Source organism: Haladaptatus cibarius D43 (assembly GCF_000710615.1).
GTDB classification, from domain to species: Archaea; Halobacteriota; Halobacteria; order Halobacteriales; family Haladaptataceae; genus Haladaptatus; species Haladaptatus cibarius.
Window position 1 is genome coordinate 1,875,862 of sequence record NZ_JDTH01000002.1, and the last position, 23,635, is coordinate 1,899,496.

Consider the following 23,635-nt stretch of genomic DNA (forward strand, 5'->3'; position numbering starts at 1 on the left):
GAGGAGATTTCAACGCTTTGAATTGCGAGTTGTGTAAGGAAATAAAAAGGAAATGTCGCCGAAGAGAGGACGGCGAGCAGACTACGGCGTTTCGTTCGTCTCGACGCTGATGTCGGCCTGCGGATAGGCCGTACAGGACAGGAAGTATCCGTTGTCGAGTTCGTCGTCGCTAAGCGTGTCGTTGTTGCTGTGAATGACGTCGTCCGGTTCTCCGTCGGCGATTTTCGCACCACAGGAGAGACACGACCCTGCGCGGCAGGAGTACGGAAGGTCCCAGCCTTCTTCTTCGCCTGCTTCGAGAATCGTCTCGTTGCTGGCGACTTCGATGGTCGAACCCTCTTTGACGTATTCGACTTCGAAGTATTCGACTTCGTCCTCCGGAATCGCTTCGGGGTCGAAGCCAGCGTCCTCTTCCTCGCCTTCTTCGCCTTCGAGTTCGCCTTCCGCACCGGCACCCACAGCGACCGCACCGCCACCACCGATAGAGCGGTTCATCGGTTCGGGGAAGTCGGTTTCGGGGACACTCGCCGCGCGTCGGTCGAGCACTTCTTGGGAAATGTCGTCCGCGGCGCGCCACTTGGTTCCCTTGGTGAAGTGCAGAGCCACTGCGGTGAGCGTGAGCAGTAGCCCGAGTCCCAGACCCAGTTCGTTTACCATATGGCGGAAGCTACGGAACGGTGGTTTAACAGCATTGTGATTGACGGGTGGAAACGGAGTGACGGTCGCTCGACCAGCAATCGAATCATTCCATAGAATTAACAGTCGTGGCGAGACGAATGTTGAAAATGGCGACTCCGGCCGAGGCTGTGAGTGTGTTGGTCGCACTTGAGTTCGTCGTCGTGTCCGCGATAGTGCTTGTCTTGGTTCCGCTCGAAGCGGCGTTCTCGATTATCCCGCTTCTTTTAGTCTTCCTCATTGCGCTTCATCTGTATCGTTCGTGAGTCATTCTCGTTTCACTCGTCGCTCGCGGAGATTACTCTCGCTTGACCTCGTGCCGACCGAAGCCATATCGAAGTCGATTGGCCAACCGCCGCGAGAATCGGCCTTCCGACCGACTGTCGAATCGCTCGCCGAGGGCTTGGTAGATAAGCGGAACCGGAACCTCCTGTTCTAACGCTTCCTGCACCGTCCACGTCCCGGTCGAACCACCTGCGATGTGGTCGGCCACGTCGCCCAAATCGGTGCCCTCCTCGCGGAACGCTTCCTCACAGAGTTCGAGAAGCCACGAGCGGATAACCGCGCCGTTGTTCCACGTCCGGGCGACTTTCTCCAAATCGAGGTCGTATCGTCCCTCGTGGAGCAGTTCGAAGCCCTCGCCGTAGGTCTGCATCAGCGCGTACTCGACGCCGTTGTGAACCATCTTGACGTAGTGCCCCGAGCCTGCTTTGCCCATTCTGTCGTGGCCATCCGAGCCGGTCGCGACTGCGTCGAACACGGGAACCAGTTCGTCGTAGGCCCACTGCGGCCCGCCGACCATTAGCGAGAAGCCAAGTTCTGCTCCCGCCGGGCCGCCGCTGGTGCCGCAGTCGAGATACGCCGATTCCGTGGTTTCTGCACGTCGAACCGAGTCCTCGAAATACGAGTTCCCGCCATCGACGACCACGTCGTCCTCGTCAAGGAACGGTTCCAAATCCTCCAGCGCGGCATCCACGGGTTCCCCGGCGGGCACCATCAGCCAGATTCGCTTCTCGTCGCCGAGTTTCTCGGCGAGGTCAGCCACCGAATCGGCGGGTTCCGCACCCGCCGACTCTGCTGATTCGACCGCCTCCTCGGAGATGTCGTAGGCGACGATGTCGTGTCCCGCATCGAGCGTTCTGTCCACTACGATTCGACCCATGCGCCCCAGTCCGATGACGCCCAGTTGCATGGCAGTAGGTGCTGGTGGGGGAGAGGTAGGGGTTGCGGTTCGAGTTCAGTTTATGCTGTTGTCGTTGTAGCAGGAACGTACACCGCGTGTTTGCTGTAGATGTACGCCGCGATGGAACCGTTTCCGAGCAGTGTCACGAAACCGCTCGGACTGCCGAACCAGAGCGCAACCAAGCCGACCAGCGCGCCGAGAGCGAACATCACGACGGCGAACCCCCACGCCCACGTTTTCGCTCGAAACAAACCGTAGTAGATAGGAAATTTTGCGAAGAGAAACGGCGAGAGAACGAGGAGGCCAATCTCGGCAACTGACGGCGGAATCACCGTTACCGAGAACAGCAGTGCGAAAACAAAGGGATCAACGACCAGCGCCAGCACGCAGATAGCTTCGATGTATTTCGGCGTCGGCGCACCACAATCACGGCAGAGTTTCGCACCGTCGCGGGTACTCGCGCCGCATTCTTCGCAAGACACGTGACAATCTGTGGACAGAGGCTACTTCAAAATAGGGGTTCGGAGGAATCTAAAACCGGGATTCAAAACCGACGCTTTTGCGTGAGCAGGTAGAGGAGAATACCCCCGTTGAGAACCAATTTGGCGACTCAAATCGGGGCACCGAGAGAGAATCCACCGACGCTGAGGAACACCTCCAATCCGTACACCGTCACCGCGAGTTTCCATCGCCACAGACCGTAAACAATGACGAACTGGAGAGCGGCCACGAACAGAGTGAACCCGCCGAGTACTGTAGCGAAAAGGCCGCCGTCGAGAAGCCAGTATCCTAACACCGCCTGCAAGAAACCGCTCACGAGCACGAGTCCGCAGACGAGTGTAATGCCCCGCGGTCTGGTCGTGACGGTATCGCTCAGTCGTCGATAACAGTCCCGACAGTAAATCGAATCGGAGCCAACATCGACGCCGCAGTTTGGACAGTAAATGACATATATATTTTGTAAGATATAAAATCTATTTCGGCCACGCGGCTACGCGAGCGCCGTTTCCAACACGTCCGTCACCCTGTCCGAGTGCTGAATCAACAGCGTTCCGAGAATGCTCATAATGAGCACGTAGCCGACGGTAAACGCGGGAATCAGGTCACCGAGCGCACCGGTTCCGACGCTTATGGCGAGCGTCGATAAGACCAGCGAGAACTCGCCGCGGGGAACCATTCCGAACCCGACGCGGAACGAGCGCGTTCTGTCGAGTCCGTAGAAACGCCCCGAAACGGTTCCGCTGACGAACTTGCCGACGGTCGTAACGACCACCGCAACACCCAACAGGAGGAGGATATCCGCCAGCAGGGTGATGTCCGTGGCCAAGCCGATGGAAAAAAAGAAGATGGCGGCGAACAGGTCACGAACCGGCGAAAGCACTTGTTCGATTCGGTGGACGTGGTCGGTTTGACTGAACATCGTCCCGACGAAGAAGGCGGCGACTGCCTCGCTGACGCCCAGTGCCAAGGCGGTTCCGGCGATGAGGACGGTGACGCCGGTCACGCGAAGAAGAAACAGTTCGTTCGATTCGGTTTCGAACAGTCGTTCGATGTACTCCGAACCGTACCACGCAACCGCGACGAGGACGACGAGGAAGGCCACCGATACACCGATGGATAGTGCGGCGTCAGTCGGACTTCCCTCGCCCAGTGCGACCGCCGACAGCAGGGCCAGATACACCGCGATGAAGATGTCCTCGAAGACGAGCGTTCCGAGAATCGGTTCGCTTTCCGCGTTCGCAATCCAGCCTTGGTCAATGAGCGACTTCGTTATCACGGCGCTGGAGGAAATGTAGACGATTCCAGCGAGGAAAAAGGATTCGAGCCACGAGAAGCCGAACAGGACACCGAGTCCCAGCCCGAGAAGGAAGTTGATTCCGAGGTCTACGAAGCCGATTTTGACCAGTCGGTCGCGGTTCGAAACGAGTTGCTGAAGGCTGAACTCCAAGCCGAGGAAAAAGAGGAGGAAGACGATACCGAGTTCGGCGAGAAGGTCGATGAACTCGCCGGTTTGGACGAGTTGCAGCGAGATGCCGCCGATGGCTGTCGGTTCGTTGGGACCGACGAGGATGCCGACGATGATGTAGGCGGGGATGACGGAGAGGCTAATACGGGATGCGAGCGCCCCGATGAGCGCTATAGCCGTCACTGCAATTCCGAACTGAACGAGGAGCGGGTCTGCCATCGGTTGTTCAGTTGCCCTCGTCGTCGGCGGTGAGCAAGTCCGAGAGTTCCGCCTGTTCCTCGCGGGTTCCGATGGCGACGAGGATGTCGCCCGAGTCGATGCCCGTATCCGGACTTGGGTTCGAAATCGTCTCCTCGCCGCGCTGAATTGCGATGATGGAGACACCGGTTTGCTGTCTGATTTCCGCCTGTTGAAGGGTTTGGTCAACCAGCGGGGAACCGTCTTTGACCTCCACCCATTCGATGATGGACTCCCCGAGCGGAACGTTCAAATCGTCCATCTCGACCGGTTGGAAGTAGGCTCCTTCGAGGATAGAGCCGAGCTGACGGGCTTTCTTGCCCGTCAGCGAGGCGAGTTTGACGCTGTCCTCGTTCGGCGACGGACGCCGATACAGTTCGCGTTTTCCATCGTGGTGGATGATGACGACGAGTCGCTCCTCGCCGTCGAGTTCGAGTTCGAACTTGTGGCCGACGCCGGGGATTTCCGATTCGTAGACAGTCATAGTGGAAAGGGAGTTGGAAAAGGCATAAACGTCACGCTAAAAATCACGGTGGGCGATGGATTACGTCACTCGAAATTCGAAGAGTGCGTCTCGAATTTCCTCCCCTTTGGACACTTTGTGGAGATACACCGGTAGTCGCGGAGCGGTTCTGTAGCGGAGCCTAGCCTTCGTCTCATTCTCCTCGTCGGAGTGATGGAGGGTGGCTACGACAAATCCGGTAGCGGTTCGGAACTCGATGGCTCCGTCGCGCCGAACCACACGAAGGTCGTCGAGTCGATGCCGAACCAAATCGGTAGCTTCCTCGGGCGAAATTCGGAGGTCAAGACGCTCGAAACTACTCATTCCAATGGTAGTGATTCGAATACGGGACGGGTAACCCTTTCGCCGAAAATAAAAACAGGCCGATTTTGGTTAACAGAAGTTCTGCGTCGCGTACACCTGTCCGTCTTCTGTGACGTAGATGCCAATTCCTTCGTTCTGCCACGAATCGGTGAGAATGTTCTCGCGGTGGCCCTGCGAGTTCATCCACTGGTCGACGATACCGCGAGCGAGTTCGCGTTCCGTGGTGTAGCGAACCGTTTCGTCGCCGCTGTTAATCGGCGTGTCGTACCACGTCTGGGCGATATTTTCGCCGCCCGTGAGGTACGAACCGTCACCAGTCGATGCTTGACAGATGTAGCCTGCTTGCTCGTAGCGGTCGGCGAAGTTCTCGCCCTCGGGAGAGGTGTGCGAGAAGTAGTTTCGAGTCGCCATGTCCTCGCTGTGTCCGCGCGCGATGTCGCGGAGTTCGGTGTCGAACGAGATGGCGTTGAGGCCACGTTCCGTGCGCTCTTCGTTGACGAACTGGTGGACGTACCGCTCGACTTCGCTCCGGTCGAAGCCGTCCGATTCGTCTGGCGTCGTCGTTGGCTCAGTCGTAGTGGTTTCAGGCGATTCCGTGGTGGTTGTTTCTGGAGTCGTGGTAGATTCCGGCTGGGTCGTCGTGTCCGGTGTTTCCGTAGTAGTCGTCTCGTCCGGGGTCGAAGCCGTCGTTTCGGGCGGTTCGGTCGTCGGCTGTTCCGGTTCCGGAGTCGTCGGTCGGTCAGCATCGTCTTCACCTCCGGACAGGATTGATTGAAGGAAGTGCCAGAAATCACCGTTCAGTTCGCCGTCTTCGAGTGCGTTCTGTACGGCAGAAATCGCGCGTTCCCATCCATCCACCTCGGCGGCGTCAGTCGCGTCGGTCGAATCGGTTTCGTTTGCAGTCGAATCGTGGTCGCTTTCCGACATCGTCGATTCGGACGAAACCGCACCGACGGCGACCGTACTGGTTAGAACGAGGATTGCGAGGGCCAGCGAAAGAGCGACCGAGAGGGGTTTCCGTCTCATGCCGTCCTCGCTGGTCGGGTGGTCGTCTGTCGATACTCATCGCGGCAGTCGGTCGATAGTTGTGACTGCCGGTCGTCGTGGGGGCTAGCGTGCCATGCCATCGCGGATAGGTGTCCCTACCATGGGAACATAATTTTTTGCATAATTAGCCATTGATTATGGATTTCTAATGAAATTCGCACGAGATATTAGTAAACGAAATTTGTTGGTTGGTGAGATGACAAAATCATCAAATCAGAGAGAAATAGATACGGGGGCAAAGGTAATATCAGTTAAAGGATATTTCCACGGCACCCTGCAAAGAATACGTTCGTTATTTGTTAGTACGCGCGACTCGTTACCCGACTTCCCGAATCGGTGTCGAGCAAAACGGTATCACCGTCGTTGTTCCAGACGGCGGAACCGCGGTTCCAGTACACGTCACTGCTCGAATCCGAACCGCTGCCGGTGTGGAGCATCACAGTTTCACCGGGGGCGAGCGACGTTCCCGAAAAGGTGTACGACTGGCCCACTGCGTCCGAAATCGTCCATCCCGAGAGCGAAATCGTGCTGGAACCGGTGTTTTCGAGGATCACGTACTCGTCGTTCAGGTTGTCGTTGTCGTTCCCCGAAGCATCGGCGTGAATCGTCTCGATGTCTACGTCACCCGCACCGCCAGCGTCGCGGCACCGCCACAAGTCCCTGCGTTCGCTTTGGGCGCTCGATTCGGCGCTGTAGTAGCTATCGCTCTTGGAAAACGTCGAATCGTACACCCGCGCCCGCCCGGAGTCGATGAGTTTGTAGTTGTAATCTTCACCGCCGTGGTAGACGTAGGCCAGCAGTCGCCCGTAGTAGCCGCGTTTGTCGGATTCGGAATCGAACTTCAGGGTGACCTGCTTGCCTTCGAGTTCGCGGGTCATGAACGCCGTGGCGTCTTCACCCTCGTCGGCGAGACAGTTCTCACCGGCGCTGTTGGTCGGAAGGCCTTCGAACTCGTCGGGCGTGTTCGCGCTGTGCGTTTCGGGCGTATCGACGCCGAGCAATCGGACGGTTTCCGTCGTTCCATCGGAATAGCGAACGTCCAACGTATCGCCGTCCACGACATCGGTGACAGTGACTCGGTCGCTGTCGGTGATGTACCCATTAGCAGGAACGACAGCAATCGCACCAGCGATACCACTAAGAACCAGTGTGAAAACGAGCGTGACGACTGCACCATAGTTTTTAATTTTTTATATTACAAAATTAACCTTGTTTCTATTAGTATTTTATATAGTCAGGTCACAGACACACATACTGATATAAATTCGTGTGTTTCGGATAGAATCCGGAGAAAGCGAGTTGTCATTTCAAATAATTCTGTGCATCTGTTTCGTTATCCGGTACAATCAAATAATTAACCGGTGTATCGTATCGGATATGAGCGACGACCGAATCATCCGACGATTAAACGTCGTCATCGTTCTCCTTTCGGTCATCGCAGTGTTGCTGGCGATGCCGTATTTCCTCTTCGTTATCGAAAATCTGACAAGACTGTTTCAGGCCGTCGCCGCCGCGCTCGGAACCATCGGCATCTTCGCTCTCGTTCAAAGATATTGGACAGTTCGGGATTGATTCGAACGCCATCGGACGGGAACCTTTATCAGCGACGACGCGCACAGTCACAGGTATGAGCGCGATGGTGTCGGTAGTACGTCTATAGTGCAGACGATAAGCCGGTCGTGTTTCTCACCGAATCACCAGACAGCGACAGGAATTTGTATCCATGAGCGACGTTCCAAACGACTACGAACCCGAGCGTATAGAACCAAAATGGCGGAAAGAGTGGCAAGGCTCCGATGTATACACCCCCGACGGTGATTTGGAGTACGTCATCGACACGCCACCACCGTATCCGACCGGAAACCTCCACATCGGACACGGACTCCAGTGGAGTTACATCGACTTCGCGGCGCGCTATCACCGCCTTCAGGGCGAACAAGTGCTGTTTCCGCAGGGATGGGACTGTCACGGACTGCCGACAGAAGTGAAGGTCGAGGAGAACCACGACATTCACCGAACCGACGTTTCCCGGGAGAAGTTCCGCAATCTCTGTATCGAACACACCGAGGAACAGATCGACTCGATGAAGGAGACGATGAACGAACTCGGCTTCTCAATCGACTGGAACGCGGAGTTCCGGACGATGGACGAGGAGTACTGGGCGAAAACCCAGCAGTCGTTCATCGAGATGGAAGAGTACGTCTACCGCGACGAACACCCCGTTAACTGGTGTCCTCGCTGTGAGACGGCCATCGCGGACGCGGAAGTCGAGAAGGAAGATCGGACGGGAACGCTCTACTACGTCACCTTCGACGGCGTGGACAACGACGATATAGAAATCGCAACCACCCGCCCCGAACTGCTCTCGGCCTGTGTCGGTATGGCGGTTGACTCCGACGACGAACGCTACGCCGACCGAATCGGTGAGACGTTCGAAGTGCCACTGTTCGGGCAGGAAGTCGAACTCATCGCCGACGACGACGTTGACGGCGACTTCGGAACCGGCGCGGTGATGATTTGTACGTTCGGCGACAAACAGGACGTGGACTGGTGGGCGGAGCACGATTTGGACTTGCGCCCGGTGTTCACCGAGGACGGTTACCTGAACGAACTCGCGGGCGAGTTTGAGGGCCTGACCATCAGCGAGGCGAAAGAGGAAATAGCCGAAACGCTGGACGAGGAGGGCTACCTCAACGACTCCGAACCGACCGAACAGGCGGTCGGTGCCTGCTGGCGCTGTGATACGCCAATCGAGATTCTGTCGAAAGAACAGTGGTTCGTCAAGGTGCAGTCGGACGAAATTATGGAAAAGGCGGAGAAAGTCGAGTGGATTCCCGACCACATGCACGCGCGCCTCGAAGAGTGGGCAGAGGGCATGGACTGGGATTGGGTTATCTCCCGCCAGCGCGTGTTCGCCACGCCGATTCCGGCATGGGAATGCGAAGACTGTGGCCACTGGCATCTTGCAGACACGGACGAACTACCAGTTGACCCGACCGAAACCGGCCCGGCAGTCGGCGACTGTCCGGAATGTGGCGCGGACTCGTGGACTGGCGAAACCGACGTGATGGACACGTGGATGGATTCGTCTATCACGCCGCTTCACATCAGCGGGTGGCCCGACGACCTCGAACTGGACGAGTTCGAACCCGTCTCGCTCCGCCCGCAGGGACACGACATCATCCGGACGTGGGCGTTCTACACGCTCCTGCGCGTCGGCGAGTTGACGGACGAGCGTCCGTGGGACACCGCTCTCATCAACGGCATGGTGTTCGGCCCGGACGGCAACAAGATGAGCAAGTCCCGGGGCAACGTCGTCACGCCGAGGGAAGCCATCGACGAGTACGGTGCCGACTCGCTCCGGCAGGCATTGGTTCTCGGCGGGCAGCCCGGAAGCGACGTTCAGTTCCAGCCGAAGGAGGCGACTTCCGCATCGCGCTTCCTCACGAAAATCTGGAACATCTTTCAGTTCTCGCGCAACCACTTCGACGAGAACACGCCCGAAATCAGCGACCCGGCCTACCGTGACGCAGACCGCTGGATTCTCTCGCGGTTGTCACAGACCGCCGACTCCGTCAGCGAGGACATGGAAGAGTACCGCTACGACAGCGCGCTCCGAACGCTCCGCGAGTTCGTCTGGAACGACCTCGCGGACGACTACCTCGAACTCGTCAAGGGTCGCCTGTACGAAGGCCGTCCCGGCGAGCGAAACGCGGCGCGACACGCGCTGTACACGACGTTCTCATCCATCATCCGGATGCTCTCGCCGTTCTCGCCGTTCTTCGCCGAAGAGGTGTACAGCCACCTCCCCGGAACCGAGGAAAGCATCAGTCAGTCGCGCTGGCCGGACGTCGAAATGCACGACGAGGAAGCCGAACTGGCTGGCGAAATCATCGCCGAAACCGCGAGCGAGGTTCGGGCGTGGAAATCCGACGAGGGAATGGCGCTCAACGAAGAACTCGACCGCATCGAACTGTACAGCGATGCCGAGCGGAAACCGGACACCTACGACCTGAGCGAGGCCGTGAACGCCCCGGTGTATCTGGAAGCCGGCAGGCCGAACGTCGAACTCGCGCCGGTCGGCGTTTCGCCCGACCACTCCGCAATCGGGCCGAAGTTCCGCGACAAAGCGGGCGCAGTCGTCGGCGCGCTGGAATCGACCGACCCCGCCGAACTCAAAGCTCAGTTAGACACTCACGGCGAAATTACGCTGGCCGCCGCGGGCGAGGAAGTCACCCTCGACGGCGACTGGGTCGAAATCGAAGAGGAGTACCGCGCGGAAAGCGGCGAGGAAGTCGAAGTGCTCGAAACCGAGCACGCGACGGTTCTCGTCTTTCCCTGAAGTGTAAAGTCGAATCTCACGAGCTTTTCTCGGACGAAATTCGCCGGAAGGGATGCGAATCAGTTGGCGACAGTGCGCCACGACTAACGTACCTATCCAGAAGCATTGCAACCCGCCAATATCGTTAGTTGACGGGATTGGCGGATGACGACACTGGTTAACAACAACGAATACGACAATAGCAGAATTTATTAACTAGAGCCCTAATATTGTTAATATACTAATGACGAACATCACTCGAAGACGTGCGCTCAAAACGGGAACCGCACTGCTCGTGAACGGAACGATTGCCGGTTGTCTCGGCTCTTCTGCCGGTGATGGGTCGGACGATTCGACCACGGTGCAAACGTCGTTTTTCGTCCTAACCGACTTCGCGCGGAATGTTGTAGGGGACGCCGCGAACGCCGAGAGTTTGGTGCCAGTCGGTCAGCACGGTCACGGATGGGAACCGTCCGCGCAGGTTCAGCGGGACGCGATGGAATCCGACGCAGTAATTTACATGGGGAAAGGGTTTCAGCCGTGGGCCGACAGGATGGTGAAAAACATCGAACAAGACCGTCCAGAAATCACGATTGTCGCGGCGAGACACGGAATTTCTCTCCTGCCCGCGCCGGGACACGGCGACAAGCATGAAGGTGAAGAAAAGCATCATGAGGAGGAAAATCACGGGAACGAAACCGAGCACGGCCACGAGGAGGGCGACCAGCACGACAAGGGCGAAGGCGGGCACGACCACGGAGCCAGCGACCCGCACTTTTGGCTCGACCCGCAACGCGCGAACCAAGCAGTCTCGACCATCGAAAGTGGCCTTTCGGAAATGGAGGGCGTTTCCGGCGAGTCCCTCGCCGGAAACGCGGAGGACTTCCAAAATCAGTTGGACGAACTCGATTCGACGTTCGAATCCGAACTGGAATCCACGGAGCGAAACGCGGTGCTGGTCGCTGGACACAACGCCTTTCAGTATCTCGGCGAGCGATACGGGTTCGAGATTCACGCCCTGACGGGACTCGCACCCGACTCGTCGCCGAGTCCGAAGGACGTACAGCGCGCGCAGAATATCATCGAGGAACACGACATCACGCACGTTCTCGCACCCGTTTTCGAATCCGACAGGGCCGCGAAACAACTGGTTTCGGAAACCGATGCAAAAGACCACCTTTCGATTACGCCGATTCCGAGCGTCACGGAAGAGTGGAATGAGAAGGATTGGGGATACATCGAAATCATGGAAGAAGTGAATCTCCCCTCGTTGAAAACGGCACTCGGAGCGAAATGACAGTCGCCGAAATCGAAAACGCGACGTTCGGCTACGGCGACAGACCGGTGCTTTCGGACGTTTCGATGACGGTCGAGGACGGCGAATTTCTCGGGCTCGTCGGCCCGAACGGGTCGGGAAAGAGCACTCTCCTCGAACTCGTCCTCGGCTTGCAAACGCCGGACGAGGGGACGGTTCGCCTGTTCGGCGAATCGCCGGAGAAAGGGAGAAAAGGCGGGCGCGTCGGCTACGTCGCACAGAACGTGACGGCAGTTTCCGGAATGCCCGTGACGGTCGAGGAAGTCGTCAGGGCGGGGCGGAGTTCCCTCCTTGGGTTCGGATTCGCCGGAGAGAAACACCGTGAGGCGGTCGCACATGCGATGGAAACCGTCGGAATCTCGGCTCTGGCAAACCGCAGGGTTGCCCGCCTTTCGGGCGGACAACAACAGCGCGCGTTCATCGCCCGCGCGCTGGCCGCAGACGCTGACGTGCTCGTGCTGGACGAACCGACGGTCGGCGTCGATGCCGAATCCAGAGAGGAGTTTTACACCCTCCTGCACGACCTGAACGAGGACGGTTTGGCCGTCATTCTCGTGGAACACGACATCGGCGTCGTCACGGAACACGCGGACAGAATCGCCTGCCTGAACCGAAAGCTGTACTTCCACGGGGACACCGACGAGTTCGAAGCTAGCGAGGTGCTGGCCGAGGCCTACGGCGCGAACCAACGACAACTCCACCACGACCATGATTGATGTTGCGGAGATGCTGAGCTATCGGTTCATGCGTCTCGCGCTCATTGCGGGACTCTGCGTGGGCCTCGTCGCACCCCTCGTCGGGTCGTTTCTCGTCCACCGCGGGATGGCACTCATCGGGGATACGCTGGCCCATTCCGCCTTCGCGGGAGTCGCGGTCGGACTGTTCCTCGGAAGTTTGGATGTCGTCGTCTCGCCGTATCTCACCGCGCTCGTGGTGTCCGTACTCGCGGCGCTGGCGATACAGGCGCTCGCGGAACACACCGACGCCTACGGCGACGTGGCCATGGCAATCGTGTTGTCGGGCGGGTTCGCCCTCGGGAGCGTCCTCATCAGCCTCTCGGACGGCGGAATTGCGGTCGGCATCGACCAATATCTGTTCGGCAGTTTGGCGACGGTCACCTCCGAAAACGTCACCGTGATGGTCGCGCTCTCGGCCCTCGTCGTCGGCGTCGTCGGTGTCACGCGACGACAACTGTTCGCCGTCACGTTCGACGAGACGGCGGCCCGCGTGTCGGGAATCCCGGTACGACGGTACAACCGCCTGCTGGTCGTGCTGACCGCGTTGGTCGTCGTCGCGGCCATGCAAATCATGGGTGTCATCCTCGTCGCCGCGATGCTCGTGGTTCCGGTCGCCGCGGCGTCACAGGTCGCGCATAGTTTCCGCCAGTCGCTCGTCATCGGCGTGCTCATCGGCGAAATCGCCGTCATCGTCGGCATCACGCTGTCCTACGCCTACGGACTCGCGGCGGGGGGAACTATCGTTTTGGTTGCAATCGGTGTGTTCACGCTGGTCGCCGTCGTTGCTCGCTGAGGAGGAAAATCGTCGATGGCCGTCGTCTTTAGGTGACTCCTCGTTGTTCCCGTTTCGGGGGATTCCATGACAGTTAGCGACATTGCGGCGACTGACGTCGTCACTGCAACCGAAGACGCCACGCTCGCGGAGATTGTACAAATGATGGGCGACGAAAGCGTCGGCTGTGTTCCAATCGTAAATAACGACGAACCAGTCGGAATCGTCACCGACCGAAAAATCGCGCTCTCGCTCGCGGACGACGGAAATGCATCGAATCGAGCGGTAAGCGAGATTATGACCCGCGACCTGACAACTATCGAGTCCGATGCGAACGTCCACGATGCAGTCGAGCAGATGGAAGACGCCGAAATTCGGCGTCTTCCGGTCGTCGAAAGCGGGCAACTGACCGGACTCGTGACACTCGATGACGTGCTGGTCGCGGTGGCTGACGAGTTGGACGAAGTCGCAGATGTTATCGAAGAGCAGTCGCCGCGGTTGTGAATCGGGGGACAAATCGCCGCGTCAGCAAACCACGAGAACTTTTCTTCCGGTCTTCGATTGGCGAGTATGGACGAGCGAATCCACGAACACGCCGAAGTGCTGGTAGATTGGAGCGCCCGGGTCGAATCAGGCGACAACGTCGTCGTACTGGTTGACGATGGCGCACACGAACTCGCCATGGCGGTCGGCGAGAAACTGGGCGAACGCGGAGCGAACCCGCTTACGGTGTATCACTCCGACGAAGTCGAACGGTCGTTCCTTCGCGGACACGACGGCGACTTCGATGAAAATCCGGAACACGAACTGGCGATGTACGAAAACGCCGACGTAGTGCTTAGGCTTGGCGGAACCACGAGTACGACGGCGAAAGCCGACGTTCCGGGAGAGACGGAACAAGCGTACAACAAGGCAAGAATGGGTATCCGCGAAACTCGCCTCGGAACCGACTGGGTTTCGACGATTCATCCGACCCGCGCCCACGCACAGCAGGCGGGGATGGCCTACGAGGAGTATCAGGCGTTCGTCTACGACGCCGTGCTTCAGGACTGGGAGTCGCTCGCCGGGGAGATGGCGAAGATGAAGACGATTTTGGACGAGGGAACCGAGATCAGAATCGTCAAGGAGAACACCGACCTCACGATGTCGGTAGAAGAGCGAACCGCGGTCAACAGTTGCGCGACGGTGGCTTACGACTCACACAATCTGCCGAGCGGCGAGGTGTTCACCGCGCCGCACGCCACCGAGGGCGAGGTGTTTTTCGACGTGCCGATGACGCACCGCGGCAAGCGAATCCGAAACGTGCATCTCACGTTCGAAGGCGGCGATGTGGTCGATTTTAGCGCCGAAACAGGTGAGGACGTATTGGCCGACATCCTCGACACGGACGAAGGAGCACGACGACTCGGCGAACTCGGCATCGGGATGAACCGCGGCATCGACCGCTTTACCGACAGCATCCTGTTCGACGAGAAGATGGGTGATACGATTCACCTCGCGGTCGGACGCGCATACGACGCCTGCCTTCCCGAGGGCGAAACTGGCAACGACAGCGCGGTACACATCGACATGATAACCGACATGAACGAAAAATCGCGGATGGAAGTGGACGGCGAAGTCGTCCAGCGAAACGGCGCGTTCAGGTGGGAAGACGGCTTCGAAGGGTAAACCGAATCTATATCCACCATTCGCTTTGTCGTTCTCGTACCGACGCGTCTTGGAACGGTGGGGCCAGTTCCGACTCGTCGAGGCCGAATCCGTATCCCAACCAGTAGCCGACGTACCAGCCGGCAGCGTCGGTATCGACGCCGGAAATCGAGATGGTCAGTCTGTCGTACTCCTCCAGCGCGCCGTCTTGGTCGGGGTCAGTTCCGCGGATACCGCCGCAGGAACCGCTCGAACTCGGATTGCACGGCAGTTCGTCGGGGAACTCCACGACGATGTCCGCGTTCGCTCGATTGTTCGTCACGGTGAACGAAACGTTCGACGGAACGGTATCTTCTGCTCCGTCAGCGTAGTAGTCGAGCGCGTGTTCTACCTGTTCTCGAATTGCCTCTCGGTCTTTTTGCTCGCTCGTTTGGCCGAGATACACCGTCAGTTCGGCGTCGGCCCACGGCAGATCACGGTCGGTTGCGTCCGTCATTGGTCGGGAAGCCAGCGACGATTGGGAGGACATCACCGACTGCGGGGCGGAACTGTGATTCAAGCCGAGCGTGTGGCCGAGTTCGTGTTTCAGGATGTGAACCGTCGAATCGCTGGAAAACGAATCGTCCACGTCGATATGCATAGGGCGAGAAATCTGGTTCGAGTTCGTGATGTACGGCGCACATCCCGCGGCGTGCTCGACTCGTGGACAGCTTTCGACGTTCTCCACGAAGTTGACGATGAGGTCGGGACTCCCCGCATTTGGAACGAGTTCGTACTGAATCGCGTAGCCCGCGTACTGTTCGCTGTTTGCTTCCCAGTAGTCGAGCGCATGCTGCACTTCCTCGCGATATTGACGGTCGGAGTTCGCGCTCGTGTTAATCGCCACCGTGACGACCGATTCATCCCATGGATTCGACCGGTCTGCGATGGCCCCCTCGGAGGCGGTTTGTCCCGTTCCCTGCGTCGGATTCCGCGTCGAATCGTCGAACGTCGGGTCAGTCGTTTCGACCTGTTCCACCTCGGTCGGCAGGTCGAACTGAACGCTGGCACAACCGGACAGGACGAGACAGAGGACAAGCAGGAGGGCGCGCCGCGTCATTGTCTCATAAAGGGGGCGCGGTGGTATCAAGCCTTGGGACTCCGGAAAGTACAATCGAAATCGAGGGTGTGGGTGTAGGACGCCGATTCGACCTGAATCGTCGCATGGTCGATATCGAACTGCTCACCGAGTTCCTGCTGACAGTGCCGAAGCACCGCGTCGGGGTCAACGCCCTCTTCGACCGCGACGTGCGCCGAAAGCGTGTACTGCGTCGAACTCAGCGACCAAACGTGAACGTCGTGTGCCTCCACGACGCCCGGCAGGTCGGTCAGATACGCGCGGACTTCGTCCACATCGATTCCAGCAGGGGTTCCTTGCAAGAGAATGTTCAGACTTTCACCGAAGAGATCTTTCGCGGAGTAAAGCACCAACAGCGCGACGAAGACGGCGAACAGCGGGTCGAGAATGTACAAATCGGTGAAGACGAGCGCGATGCCGACGGCAATCGCCGCCACGCTTCCCAGCGCGTCCGCAACGAGGTGGAGAAACGCGCCTTCGACGTTCAAAATTCCGCGGTGTTCCGACAGCACCCACGCGCCAGCGAGATTTGCCAGCAGTCCGAGCACGCCCACGACAACCACGAGTTCGGCATCAATTGGCTGTGGATTGCCGAATCGGCGAAGCGAATCGAACAACACGTAGCCGACTGCGACCAACAAAAGGAGTCCGTTGCCCAGCGCGCCGAGCACTTCGGCGCGCTGGTAGCCGTAGGTTCTGCGGGCGTCGGCGGGACGCGCGGAAATCCACGCCGCGAACAGCGCGAGGCCGAGACTCGCGCTGTCGGCGAGCATGTGAACCGCATCAGCCAGCAGGGTCAGCGACCCGGAGTAGAGTGCCCCGACCAGTTCCACGACGAAGAAAATCGTGTTGATAACCAACGCGATGGTTAGCGCGCGAAAACTGGTGTCGCCGGAATCGTCGGAATCGTCGTGGTCAGCATGGTCGTGCGCCATCGGACAAGGTACGGTCTGGAGGCTATCAGTCGTTGTGGAAAATCGGCTCTTGGAGTTCTAGTCGTCGTCCGGTTTGACGCCCGCCAGTCGCATCGCGTTGCTCGTCACGCCGAAGGTCATTCCCATATCCCCGATGATGATGGCGTGAACGACCTGCACCAAGTTGAGCGGTGCGCCCACCGCGAGGACGGCTTTCACCGCAAGGCTGGCCCAGATGTTCTGCCGAATGACGCCGTTCGCTTTCCGGGCGAGTCTGCGGAGGTACGGGAGTTTCGACAGATCGTCGCTCATCAGGGCCACGTCGGCGGTTTCGATGGCGGTGTCGGTTCCGGCCGCGCCCATTGCGACCCCGACCGTCGCGGCGGCCATCGCGGGCGCGTCGTTGATGCCGTCACCGACCATAGCGACACCGCCCTCGGTGAGTTCTTCGACAGCGGATACTTTCTCCTCCGGCATGAGTTCGGCCCGGAACTCGTCCACGCCGACCTGTTCCGCGATTGCGCGGGCGGTGCCTTCGTTGTCTCCCGTGAGCATCACGATGTTTGAGATACCGAGGTCGTGGAGGCGTTGGACGGTCTTTTTTGCGCCGGGGCGCACTTCGTCCGCGATGGCGATGACGCCCTCCAGTTCATCCTCGGTTCCGACGAAAACGATGGTTTTTCCCTCCTGCTCAAATCGCGGGACGACCTCCGTGAGCAGGTCGAGACAGTCCTCGCGGCCGTCGCAGATGCTTTCCGGTTCGACCGATTCGACCATCTCGCCCTGTTGAACGACCGCGCTACCCCCATCAGTTGTCAGATGCGTGTGTTCGAGGTCGAAGCCCAATTCGGCGAACAGTGCAGGTTTTCCGGCGTAGTGAGTTACGCCGTCCAAATCGGCTCGGACGCCCTTCCCAGTTAAACTCTCGAAATCAGAAACTTCGCGCTCGCCGACGCCTCGGTCGTGTGCGTGGCCGATAATTGCCTCGGCAATTGGGTGTTCGCTCCGGTGTTCGATGCTGTGGGCGCACCGAAGCACGTCGTCCGCGCTGTTGCCGTTGAGCGAGAGAACGTCCGTGACGGTCAGTTCGCCCTTTGTCAGCGTACCCGTTTTGTCGAAGGCGACCGAATCGAGTTCGCCCATCGCTTCGAGGTGGTCGCCACCTTTGATGAGAACCCCGTTTCGCGCCGAACTGGTGAGTCCGGACACCACGCTGACGGGCGTGCTGATGACGAATGCACAGGGACACGCGACGACCAGAAGCGTCAGTCCGCGGGTGAACCAGTCCTGAAATGATCCATCGAGGAAGAGCGGCGGCACCGCGGCGGTGAGAACCGCCGCGACGACCACGACGGGGGTGTAGTAGCGCGCAAATCGATCGACGAACTGCTCGTGTTCGGTTTGGTTGCCCTGTGCGTCCTCGACCATCTCCACGATGTTCGAGATGGTCGAATCGTCCGCTTCCGCGGTCGATTCGACTTCGAGGTAGCCCTCTTCGTTTACCGTCCCGGCGAACACCTCGTCGCCGACTTCCTTCTCGACTGGGACGCTTTCGCCCGTGATTGGTGCCTGATTGACCGAACTCGTTCCCTCGCGTACGTCGCCGTCCACCGGGATTTTCTCGCCGGGACGGACGACCACGGTGTCGCCGACGTGAACGTCTTCGACTGGCACCGTTTTTTCGCCACCTTCCCGGCGAACAGTCGCCATGTCGGGCGACAAGTCCATCAGTTCGCGCAGGGAGTTTCGCGCTCTGTCCATCGAAAATCGTTCGAGGAGTTCGGCGACGCTGAACAGCACCGCGAGCGTCGCGGCTTCGAAGTAGAGATTGACGGCCAGCGCGCCGAGGATGCCGACGGACATCAACAGGTCGATGTCGAGACTGGCGTTTTTCGCGGAATAGTAGCCGTTTCGAACGATTTCCTGCCCGCCGATTGCGGTGGCCACGAGGAAACCGATGTCCGCGGCGGTGAACGTCCGACCGACTGCGGCAAACAGTTCGGGATTCGAAGCAGGGAAGAAGAACTCAAATATCAGTCCGAAGACGAGAAAAATCCCGCCAGCCCACGTTTTTAGCGCGCGAGTGCTCTTCCACACCGTGTGCGGGGATTCGACCGCCGAACCGTTGGAACTGTCGTCGGTTGTTACCTCTTCCACCTCGTAGCCTGCACTCTCAACTGCCGTCACGAGGTCGTCGTGGGATGCGTCCGAGGAGGTGGTGATAACGACTCGGCCCGACGTGGGCTGTGTGTCGTACTCCATGACGCCCGGAACATCCGAAAGTGCGTTTTCGACTTTTCCGGCACAGGACGGACAGTCCATACTGGGAACTGAAAGCGTCTCGCTTCGCGTGTCATCCACATCGTAGCCCGCGCTCTCGACGGCGGTTCGGATAGCATCTGCATCGGTTCGGTTAGCGTCGAACGTGACGACTAACCGGCCCGAGGTCACTTGCGCGTCGGTTTCCTCGACCGCGTCAAGCGATTCGACGCTTTTCGTCACTTTCCCGGCGCAAGACGGGCAGTCCATGCTAGGAATCGAGAGACGAAGCGTCTCAGCCTCGTTGTTACTCATTATCGAACCGTAGTCGCTGAAGAGTTATTAATTGCACTGCCACAAAACCGGGGCAGTTTATGGAATTATTATTAAATAATACACCCATAGTTAACAATAAGACGCTCGTATAACTTCGTTTCTCTGCGTTGCACAAACGTTTCATCGGCACATTTGGTGTGAAAAACACCGTTCAAAACCGTTCAATCTGTTAATAGACCGTTGAAAACGGAAACGGTGCATAACCATCGTTCTCACTTATTGGGGTCGCAGTGTACCGTGTAACTGGGTAGTATGACGCACATCAAAGCAAGCGCCGCCCTAGCGATGGTCGCTGTCGAAGTGCTCGCAGGGGTTGCATTACTGGCACTGGCGTTCGGCATCTGAAAATCGGCTGAGGGGAGTAAGCCCCCTTCTGTTCGGCTCGGCATTCGGCTAAGCGTCCGCACCGTGTGTCCGAGCTACCATGATGGCACGGACTTGCACCGGCAAGGATTCGCCGTTCCATCCATTCTTCGTGGTCCGCGCACTGACTGAGTCAGTACGACGTGGCGTGACGAAGTCACGCGCCCTTAGTGGGTTAACTCCCTCCCCTCTCGGGTCGGTTCGCACACTGCATCGGTCACACGAAGTGGTCTCGTTTCTGTTCCAGAGCCAGTGGTTTCCCACTCCGGACTTGCGTCCGGTTGCCTGCTCGGACGGTGGGGGGACTTTCCTCACGTGGGTTCCGACGTACTATCGGAACCGTCGTCCGCGGGAACCGAGCTCCCTCTGCCGGGGAAAACTAGTTCATACTCGCGTTTAAGCCGTTCGGTCTTCGTAGTCATGGGGGCTTAAAGCCAGCCAGATTGAAGGGAAGCGTTGAAGATGCTTCTGTGCATAAGCAACTTGTATGTCTGAGGCACAGGCAGTAGCCCTCTCTTACGAGGATGGCACGCGCGCGGTAGAACTCGCACGGGAGGCAGTAAATTCGTATGTTATCAATGGGCAACGAGAGCAACCGGGGAGTATGCGAGAAGCATTCTACGCCCGGACGGGCGTCTTCGTCCGGCTGGAGTCCACCCGTGGGCGCGGCAGTCTCCGTGGGTGCGCTGGTGCCTACGACACGAGCGAACAGTTAGGACACCAAATCGTCGATTCCGCCATCGCGGCGGCAAGCGGCGACTCCTGCGGGTCGGAAATCGAACCCGCCGAGTTGTCGAATCTCAACATCTCCGTGTTCATCGTCGAAAACACGATGTTGACCGACAACCCAACGCGAGACATGACGTTGGGTCGCCACGGTGTCGCGGTCGAAGGCCACGGCAAGCACGCGTGGATGTACCCGACGCTCCCCACCGAACACAACTGGAGCGAATTCGAGTATCTCGACCGAGCGTGTCGAAAAGCAGGACTTCCCCACGGCGCGTGGGAAGAAGACGACGTGTTCGTCACCCTCATCGAAGGGCCAGTGTTCCGCGAGCGGAAACCCGAAGGAAGTATCGAACGGATTTAAAATCGACCAATCGAGCGAAGATAGAACGTAGAAATCGACCAAATTCAGAAATCCACCAGCGAAGCGTCGTCGCGGGCGCGACGAGCGGCAGTGTCAATATCGAACTCTCGAACGATTTTACCGTCACGAATGAGCGGTTGCAGTAGCGGTTCGCCGTCAGCATCAGGTTCGTGACGCGCGAGGGAAACGTGATGGCCACCGTCTGCGGTTCGATACACCTGTTTTTTACCCGAGAGTTTCCCGCGTTTTGCCACCGGTTTATCGTTGATTTCCACGATGTCGAGCGCAAAATCGACCGGTTCCGCACTGGTGATGTGACTGCCGACGCCGAATCCCGCCGCCACATCGCGGAGTTCGCGGAGTTCTTTGGGGCCGAGGCCCCCGCTGGCGAAGATGTCCACGTCCTCGAAGCCGTGGGAATCCAGTTCCCAGTGCAGTTCGCGTAGTATGTGTCGGAAGTCTCCCCGGCGCGACCCCGTGGTGTCGATTCTGACGCTATCCAAGGAGTCGCCGAGTGCGTTCGCCGCGCGAAGCACCTCGTCTTTTTCGTCGGAAAAAGTGTCACAGAGTGCGACACGGGGAACGTCGTCGCCGACTGCCGCATCGAATGCGCGCCACGCTTCTTCCTGTTTGCCACTGCCGAAACAGATGAGAAGCGCATGGGGCATGGTGCCGCTCGGTTCCTTGCCGAGGATTTCACCCGCCGCGACGTGTGAAAAGCCGTCCAATCCCGCGACGAGAGCCGAGCGTTCTACTACTGCGGCAATCGACGGATGGACGTGTCGCGCGCCGAAACTCACGATTTGGGAGTCCGGCGCAGCGACGCGCGCTTCGAGTGCGTTCGTCGCCATTCCCGAGGCGTGAGACAGAAAGCCGAGAAGCGAAGTTTCGTGTCGCGCGAAATCGAGATAGTTGCCTTCGATGGTACACACCGGCCCGCCGTCGAACAGTCGGCCCTCTTCCATCGCGTCCACGTCGATTGGCAATCCGGCGAGGAGATTGGCCGCGTCTTTCAGTCCGGCAAGCAGTTCGAACTCGCCCGTCGGGAACTGGTCGGCAGTCACCTCGGCGACGACGTGCGGATTCTTCCCCGCGGCTTCGAGAGTCGTTTCGGTACGCAAAAAGTAGGCGTCCGTCGCGGTTCCGTCACGAATCGCATCCTCCGAAACCACGTCGAATCGGTCGCTCACGCGAACCACCTGTTGCTCATACCGGGGGTATTCCCCGCGACAGCGAAAAACCACCGGGTTTGTCGGGCAGAGAATCGGAAAAAGTTAGAGCTATGCCTGCGGCGCGGAATTGCGTCGAACGTCCGAAAGGTCGTTGACCGTCGGCGCGTTCACGATAACGACGGTGTCGCCGTTCTGCTGGACGTAGAAGGCGTCACCGAAACCGGTGCTGTCCGGTACCGTCCACGTGTTCTGTCGGCCATCCACCTGCTTTGCGTTGCGATAGTTGAGCAGTCGTTTGTAGCCGTCCACGAACTCCGTAGCGTCCTTGTTCGAGTCCCATTTGGTTTTAAAGACGTATCCCGTCTCGTTTCTCGGCGTGTTGTCGTTCGTGTAGGCGACGATTTTGTCGCCGTCCCAGCCTTCGGTCGGCGTACTTTGGTAGTTCAGCGGGTCGAAATCCTGTGGATTACCCTCGCTATCCCTGTTGATGAACCCGTTGGCGGGAATAACCGGCGCGCGCTGACTCTCGTAGGCGGGGTACATGAACATCGAGAAGATGCCCGCTTCGCCGACTTCACCGAAGTTCGGACGGCCCTCGGGTTTCAGACGCTCCCAACCGTTGCTGGTTCTGTCCTGCACGGTAATCTGTGCTGGCTCGTCGTCGGGATACTTTTCGGGGTGGATTACCTGCTCGGTGCTGGCGGGTGGATTTTCGTAGAGTGCGTTGACATCCTCCCAGCCCTGTTCTTCGTGGATTTGTTTTACGAACGGCGGGCCGTCGCTGTACGGTTGGAATTTGAGCAGATACGGGCCGATGTTGGCGAGTTGGCCCCCGCCACTGCTTTCGCTCTCGTCGGGCATCAGGCACGTTCCCTGCCACGCGTTGTTACACCGCTGTTCGTAGAGATAGTCGAGATAGTTGCCGTCGCCCTCGACGACGCCGTCGATGGCGTTGTGTCGCTCACGGGTGGATTGGTCGAACGAGTCGAAGCCGAACTTCTGGTCTTGGAGCGCGTGGAACAACTCCTGTGACAGCGTAATCTCGTTCATCTTGGGCGAGCTCTGGTTGTTCGAGATGATGACGATGGACTCCTCTCCGGGGCTGTAGTAGCCGCCGACCGACGTTCCGGAGTTTTGGGTCTGCACCGCAATGGAGTCGGTCGATTCGTCAATCATCATCAGCGCCTCGAATTTGACGTTGTCGAACAGCGTGCGCTTCGGTGGCGACGTCTGTTTTCCCTGCTCGCTCCGGAACTCGTCGCGCGCGATAACTTTTACCGGAACTTTCTTATCGAACTCCAGTCCTCGAATCTTCTCGACGCGGGCCATCGAGCGACTGACGACGGCGTCGAGTTCCGAATCGTTCAGTCCGTCGTTACGGGTCACATTGACCGTCTCGTTGAACCAGTAGCCTTCCTCCCATCCTAGCACGTCGGATTCGGGGTCGGGTGGGTGAACTGCTTGTTTCTCGCCCGATGGAGTGTCATCGGGGGCTTGCGTCGTGTTCGTCACGTCGGGGTCGTCCGTGGTCGTGTCCTCGGTGGGAGTCGATGAACACCCAGCTAAGACGAGCATGAGAGCGACCGCGACAACGGTAATCGTTCGCATTCCTGTAGGGGACAGGTAGGACTACTGTGTAAAAAAGGTCGTGAATGTGA

23 protein-coding genes and 1 other RNA gene are annotated in these 23,635 nt (G+C 58.7%); 9 read left to right on the plus strand and 15 right to left on the minus strand.

The features are described 5' to 3' along the window. Positions 1–81: 81 nt before the first annotated feature. Positions 82–657, minus strand: coding sequence for a 2Fe-2S iron-sulfur cluster-binding protein (locus HL45_RS14935; RefSeq protein WP_049971843.1), 576 nt, complete (start codon positions 655–657; stop codon positions 82–84). Positions 658–785: 128 nt separating this feature from the next. Between HL45_RS14935 and HL45_RS21295 the strand changes: the two genes are divergently transcribed. Beyond that, entirely contained in the window at positions 786–941 is a 156-nt protein-coding gene (locus tag HL45_RS21295; protein ID WP_162833884.1) for a hypothetical protein, read from the plus strand. A 32-nt stretch (positions 942–973) separates the two neighbouring features. Here the strand turns inward: HL45_RS21295 and gnd are convergent, their stop codons facing one another. The 8 genes from gnd to HL45_RS14975 form a co-directional block, all read right to left on the minus strand. Continuing rightward, complete coding sequence (gene gnd, locus HL45_RS14940; protein WP_049971844.1) at positions 974–1,867, minus strand: phosphogluconate dehydrogenase (NAD(+)-dependent, decarboxylating); 894 nt, start codon at positions 1,865–1,867, stop codon at positions 974–976. A gap of 50 nt (positions 1,868–1,917) precedes the next feature. Continuing rightward, positions 1,918–2,340, minus strand: coding sequence for a hypothetical protein (locus HL45_RS14945; protein ID WP_049971845.1), 423 nt, complete (start codon positions 2,338–2,340; stop codon positions 1,918–1,920). A gap of 128 nt (positions 2,341–2,468) precedes the next feature. Then, a complete protein-coding gene (locus HL45_RS14950; protein ID WP_144240097.1) occupies positions 2,469–2,675 on the minus strand; it encodes a hypothetical protein in 207 nt (68 codons plus the stop codon). Positions 2,676–2,849: 174 nt separating this feature from the next. Beyond that, on the minus strand, positions 2,850–4,043 hold the full coding sequence (locus HL45_RS14955) for a cation:proton antiporter (protein WP_049971847.1): 1,194 nt from the start codon (positions 4,041–4,043) through the stop codon (positions 2,850–2,852). Between the two features lie 7 nt (positions 4,044–4,050). Beyond that, positions 4,051–4,545, minus strand: a complete 495-nt coding sequence (locus HL45_RS14960) for a cation:proton antiporter regulatory subunit (protein ID WP_049971848.1) — start codon at positions 4,543–4,545, stop codon at positions 4,051–4,053. A gap of 60 nt (positions 4,546–4,605) precedes the next feature. Then, positions 4,606–4,887, minus strand: a complete 282-nt coding sequence (locus HL45_RS14965; protein ID WP_049971849.1) for a hypothetical protein — start codon at positions 4,885–4,887, stop codon at positions 4,606–4,608. Positions 4,888–4,956: 69 nt separating this feature from the next. Then, complete coding sequence (locus tag HL45_RS14970; RefSeq protein WP_049971850.1) at positions 4,957–5,913, minus strand: CAP domain-containing protein; 957 nt, start codon at positions 5,911–5,913, stop codon at positions 4,957–4,959. Between the two features lie 320 nt (positions 5,914–6,233). Then, the gene (locus tag HL45_RS14975) at positions 6,234–6,977 is read right to left on the minus strand and encodes a lamin tail domain-containing protein (protein WP_233274791.1); all 744 of its coding nucleotides are present in this window, start codon (positions 6,975–6,977) and stop codon (positions 6,234–6,236) included. 334 nt (positions 6,978–7,311) lie between these two features. On the opposite strand from HL45_RS14975, the gene HL45_RS14980 reads away from it, so the two are divergent. From HL45_RS14980 to HL45_RS15010, 7 genes are all read left to right on the plus strand, one after another. Next, positions 7,312–7,506 (plus strand): hypothetical protein, encoded by a 195-nt coding sequence (locus HL45_RS14980; RefSeq protein WP_049971852.1) that lies wholly within the window; start codon positions 7,312–7,314, stop codon positions 7,504–7,506. 151 nt (positions 7,507–7,657) lie between these two features. Further along, a complete protein-coding gene (locus HL45_RS14985) occupies positions 7,658–10,276 on the plus strand; it encodes a valine--tRNA ligase (RefSeq protein WP_049971853.1) in 2,619 nt (872 codons plus the stop codon). A 223-nt stretch (positions 10,277–10,499) separates the two neighbouring features. After that, positions 10,500–11,552: a metal ABC transporter substrate-binding protein gene (locus tag HL45_RS14990; RefSeq protein ID WP_049971854.1), complete on the plus strand. Its 1,053-nt coding sequence runs from the start codon at positions 10,500–10,502 to the stop codon at positions 11,550–11,552. Further along, positions 11,549–12,286, plus strand: a complete 738-nt coding sequence (locus HL45_RS14995) for a metal ABC transporter ATP-binding protein (protein WP_049971855.1) — start codon at positions 11,549–11,551, stop codon at positions 12,284–12,286. The genes HL45_RS14990 and HL45_RS14995 overlap by 4 nt, the downstream gene beginning before the upstream one ends. Next, positions 12,279–13,100: a metal ABC transporter permease gene (locus HL45_RS15000; protein ID WP_144240098.1), complete on the plus strand. Its 822-nt coding sequence runs from the start codon at positions 12,279–12,281 to the stop codon at positions 13,098–13,100. The genes HL45_RS14995 and HL45_RS15000 overlap by 8 nt, the downstream gene beginning before the upstream one ends. Before the next feature lie 66 nt (positions 13,101–13,166). Then, complete coding sequence (locus HL45_RS15005) at positions 13,167–13,583, plus strand: CBS domain-containing protein (protein ID WP_049971857.1); 417 nt, start codon at positions 13,167–13,169, stop codon at positions 13,581–13,583. A 66-nt stretch (positions 13,584–13,649) separates the two neighbouring features. Further along, positions 13,650–14,747: an aminopeptidase gene (locus HL45_RS15010; protein WP_049971858.1), complete on the plus strand. Its 1,098-nt coding sequence runs from the start codon at positions 13,650–13,652 to the stop codon at positions 14,745–14,747. A gap of 7 nt (positions 14,748–14,754) precedes the next feature. Here the strand turns inward: HL45_RS15010 and HL45_RS15015 are convergent, their stop codons facing one another. From HL45_RS15015 to rnpB, 4 genes are all read right to left on the minus strand, one after another. After that, positions 14,755–15,825 carry a matrixin family metalloprotease gene (locus tag HL45_RS15015; RefSeq protein ID WP_049971859.1) on the minus strand — a complete coding sequence of 357 codons (1,071 nt, stop codon included), beginning with the start codon at positions 15,823–15,825 and terminating at the stop codon, positions 14,755–14,757. Positions 15,826–15,851: 26 nt separating this feature from the next. After that, entirely contained in the window at positions 15,852–16,778 is a 927-nt protein-coding gene (locus HL45_RS15020) for a cation diffusion facilitator family transporter (protein WP_049971860.1), read from the minus strand. Between the two features lie 57 nt (positions 16,779–16,835). After that, on the minus strand, positions 16,836–19,331 hold the full coding sequence (locus tag HL45_RS15025; protein ID WP_084156959.1) for a heavy metal translocating P-type ATPase: 2,496 nt from the start codon (positions 19,329–19,331) through the stop codon (positions 16,836–16,838). 371 nt (positions 19,332–19,702) lie between these two features. Continuing rightward, an RNA gene (gene rnpB / locus HL45_RS15320) (RNase P RNA component) lies at positions 19,703–20,086 on the minus strand. A 116-nt stretch (positions 20,087–20,202) separates the two neighbouring features. Between rnpB and HL45_RS15030 the strand changes: the two genes are divergently transcribed. Then, complete coding sequence (locus HL45_RS15030; RefSeq protein WP_049971861.1) at positions 20,203–20,805, plus strand: TIGR00296 family protein; 603 nt, start codon at positions 20,203–20,205, stop codon at positions 20,803–20,805. Between the two features lie 44 nt (positions 20,806–20,849). Here HL45_RS15030 and HL45_RS15035 read toward each other — a convergent pair whose 3' ends face one another. Then, positions 20,850–21,995 carry a nicotinate phosphoribosyltransferase gene (locus tag HL45_RS15035; RefSeq protein WP_049972071.1) on the minus strand — a complete coding sequence of 382 codons (1,146 nt, stop codon included), beginning with the start codon at positions 21,993–21,995 and terminating at the stop codon, positions 20,850–20,852. 90 nt (positions 21,996–22,085) lie between these two features. Next, entirely contained in the window at positions 22,086–23,585 is a 1,500-nt protein-coding gene (locus HL45_RS15040) for an Hvo_1808 family surface protein (RefSeq protein WP_049971862.1), read from the minus strand. Between the last annotated feature and the right edge of the window lie 50 nt (positions 23,586–23,635).

What these genes read in the sequence shown, in the direction of transcription:
- HL45_RS21295 (WP_162833884.1), top strand. Translation starts at nt 786, where the DNA reads ATGGCGACTCCGGCCGAGGCTGTGAGTGTGTTGGTCGCACTTGAGTTC.
- HL45_RS14980 (WP_049971852.1), top strand. Translation starts at nt 7,312, where the DNA reads ATGAGCGACGACCGAATCATCCGACGATTAAACGTCGTCATCGTTCTC.
- HL45_RS15005 (WP_049971857.1), top strand. Translation starts at nt 13,167, where the DNA reads ATGACAGTTAGCGACATTGCGGCGACTGACGTCGTCACTGCAACCGAA.
- HL45_RS14990 (WP_049971854.1), top strand. Translation starts at nt 10,500, where the DNA reads ATGACGAACATCACTCGAAGACGTGCGCTCAAAACGGGAACCGCACTG.
- HL45_RS14955 (WP_049971847.1), bottom strand. Translation starts at nt 4,043, where the DNA reads ATGGCAGACCCGCTCCTCGTTCAGTTCGGAATTGCAGTGACGGCTATA.
- HL45_RS15040 (WP_049971862.1), bottom strand. Translation starts at nt 23,585, where the DNA reads ATGCGAACGATTACCGTTGTCGCGGTCGCTCTCATGCTCGTCTTAGCT.
- HL45_RS14935 (WP_049971843.1), bottom strand. Translation starts at nt 657, where the DNA reads ATGGTAAACGAACTGGGTCTGGGACTCGGGCTACTGCTCACGCTCACC.
- HL45_RS15020 (WP_049971860.1), bottom strand. Translation starts at nt 16,778, where the DNA reads ATGGCGCACGACCATGCTGACCACGACGATTCCGACGATTCCGGCGAC.
- HL45_RS14960 (WP_049971848.1), bottom strand. Translation starts at nt 4,545, where the DNA reads ATGACTGTCTACGAATCGGAAATCCCCGGCGTCGGCCACAAGTTCGAA.
- HL45_RS15015 (WP_049971859.1), bottom strand. Translation starts at nt 15,825, where the DNA reads ATGACGCGGCGCGCCCTCCTGCTTGTCCTCTGTCTCGTCCTGTCCGGT.
- HL45_RS14965 (WP_049971849.1), bottom strand. Translation starts at nt 4,887, where the DNA reads ATGAGTAGTTTCGAGCGTCTTGACCTCCGAATTTCGCCCGAGGAAGCT.
- HL45_RS14995 (WP_049971855.1), top strand. Translation starts at nt 11,549, where the DNA reads ATGACAGTCGCCGAAATCGAAAACGCGACGTTCGGCTACGGCGACAGA.
- HL45_RS14970 (WP_049971850.1), bottom strand. Translation starts at nt 5,913, where the DNA reads ATGAGACGGAAACCCCTCTCGGTCGCTCTTTCGCTGGCCCTCGCAATC.
- HL45_RS14985 (WP_049971853.1), top strand. Translation starts at nt 7,658, where the DNA reads ATGAGCGACGTTCCAAACGACTACGAACCCGAGCGTATAGAACCAAAA.
- HL45_RS15025 (WP_084156959.1), bottom strand. Translation starts at nt 19,331, where the DNA reads ATGAGTAACAACGAGGCTGAGACGCTTCGTCTCTCGATTCCTAGCATG.
- HL45_RS15000 (WP_144240098.1), top strand. Translation starts at nt 12,279, where the DNA reads ATGATTGATGTTGCGGAGATGCTGAGCTATCGGTTCATGCGTCTCGCG.
- gnd (WP_049971844.1), bottom strand. Translation starts at nt 1,867, where the DNA reads ATGCAACTGGGCGTCATCGGACTGGGGCGCATGGGTCGAATCGTAGTG.
- HL45_RS15030 (WP_049971861.1), top strand. Translation starts at nt 20,203, where the DNA reads ATGTCTGAGGCACAGGCAGTAGCCCTCTCTTACGAGGATGGCACGCGC.
- HL45_RS15010 (WP_049971858.1), top strand. Translation starts at nt 13,650, where the DNA reads ATGGACGAGCGAATCCACGAACACGCCGAAGTGCTGGTAGATTGGAGC.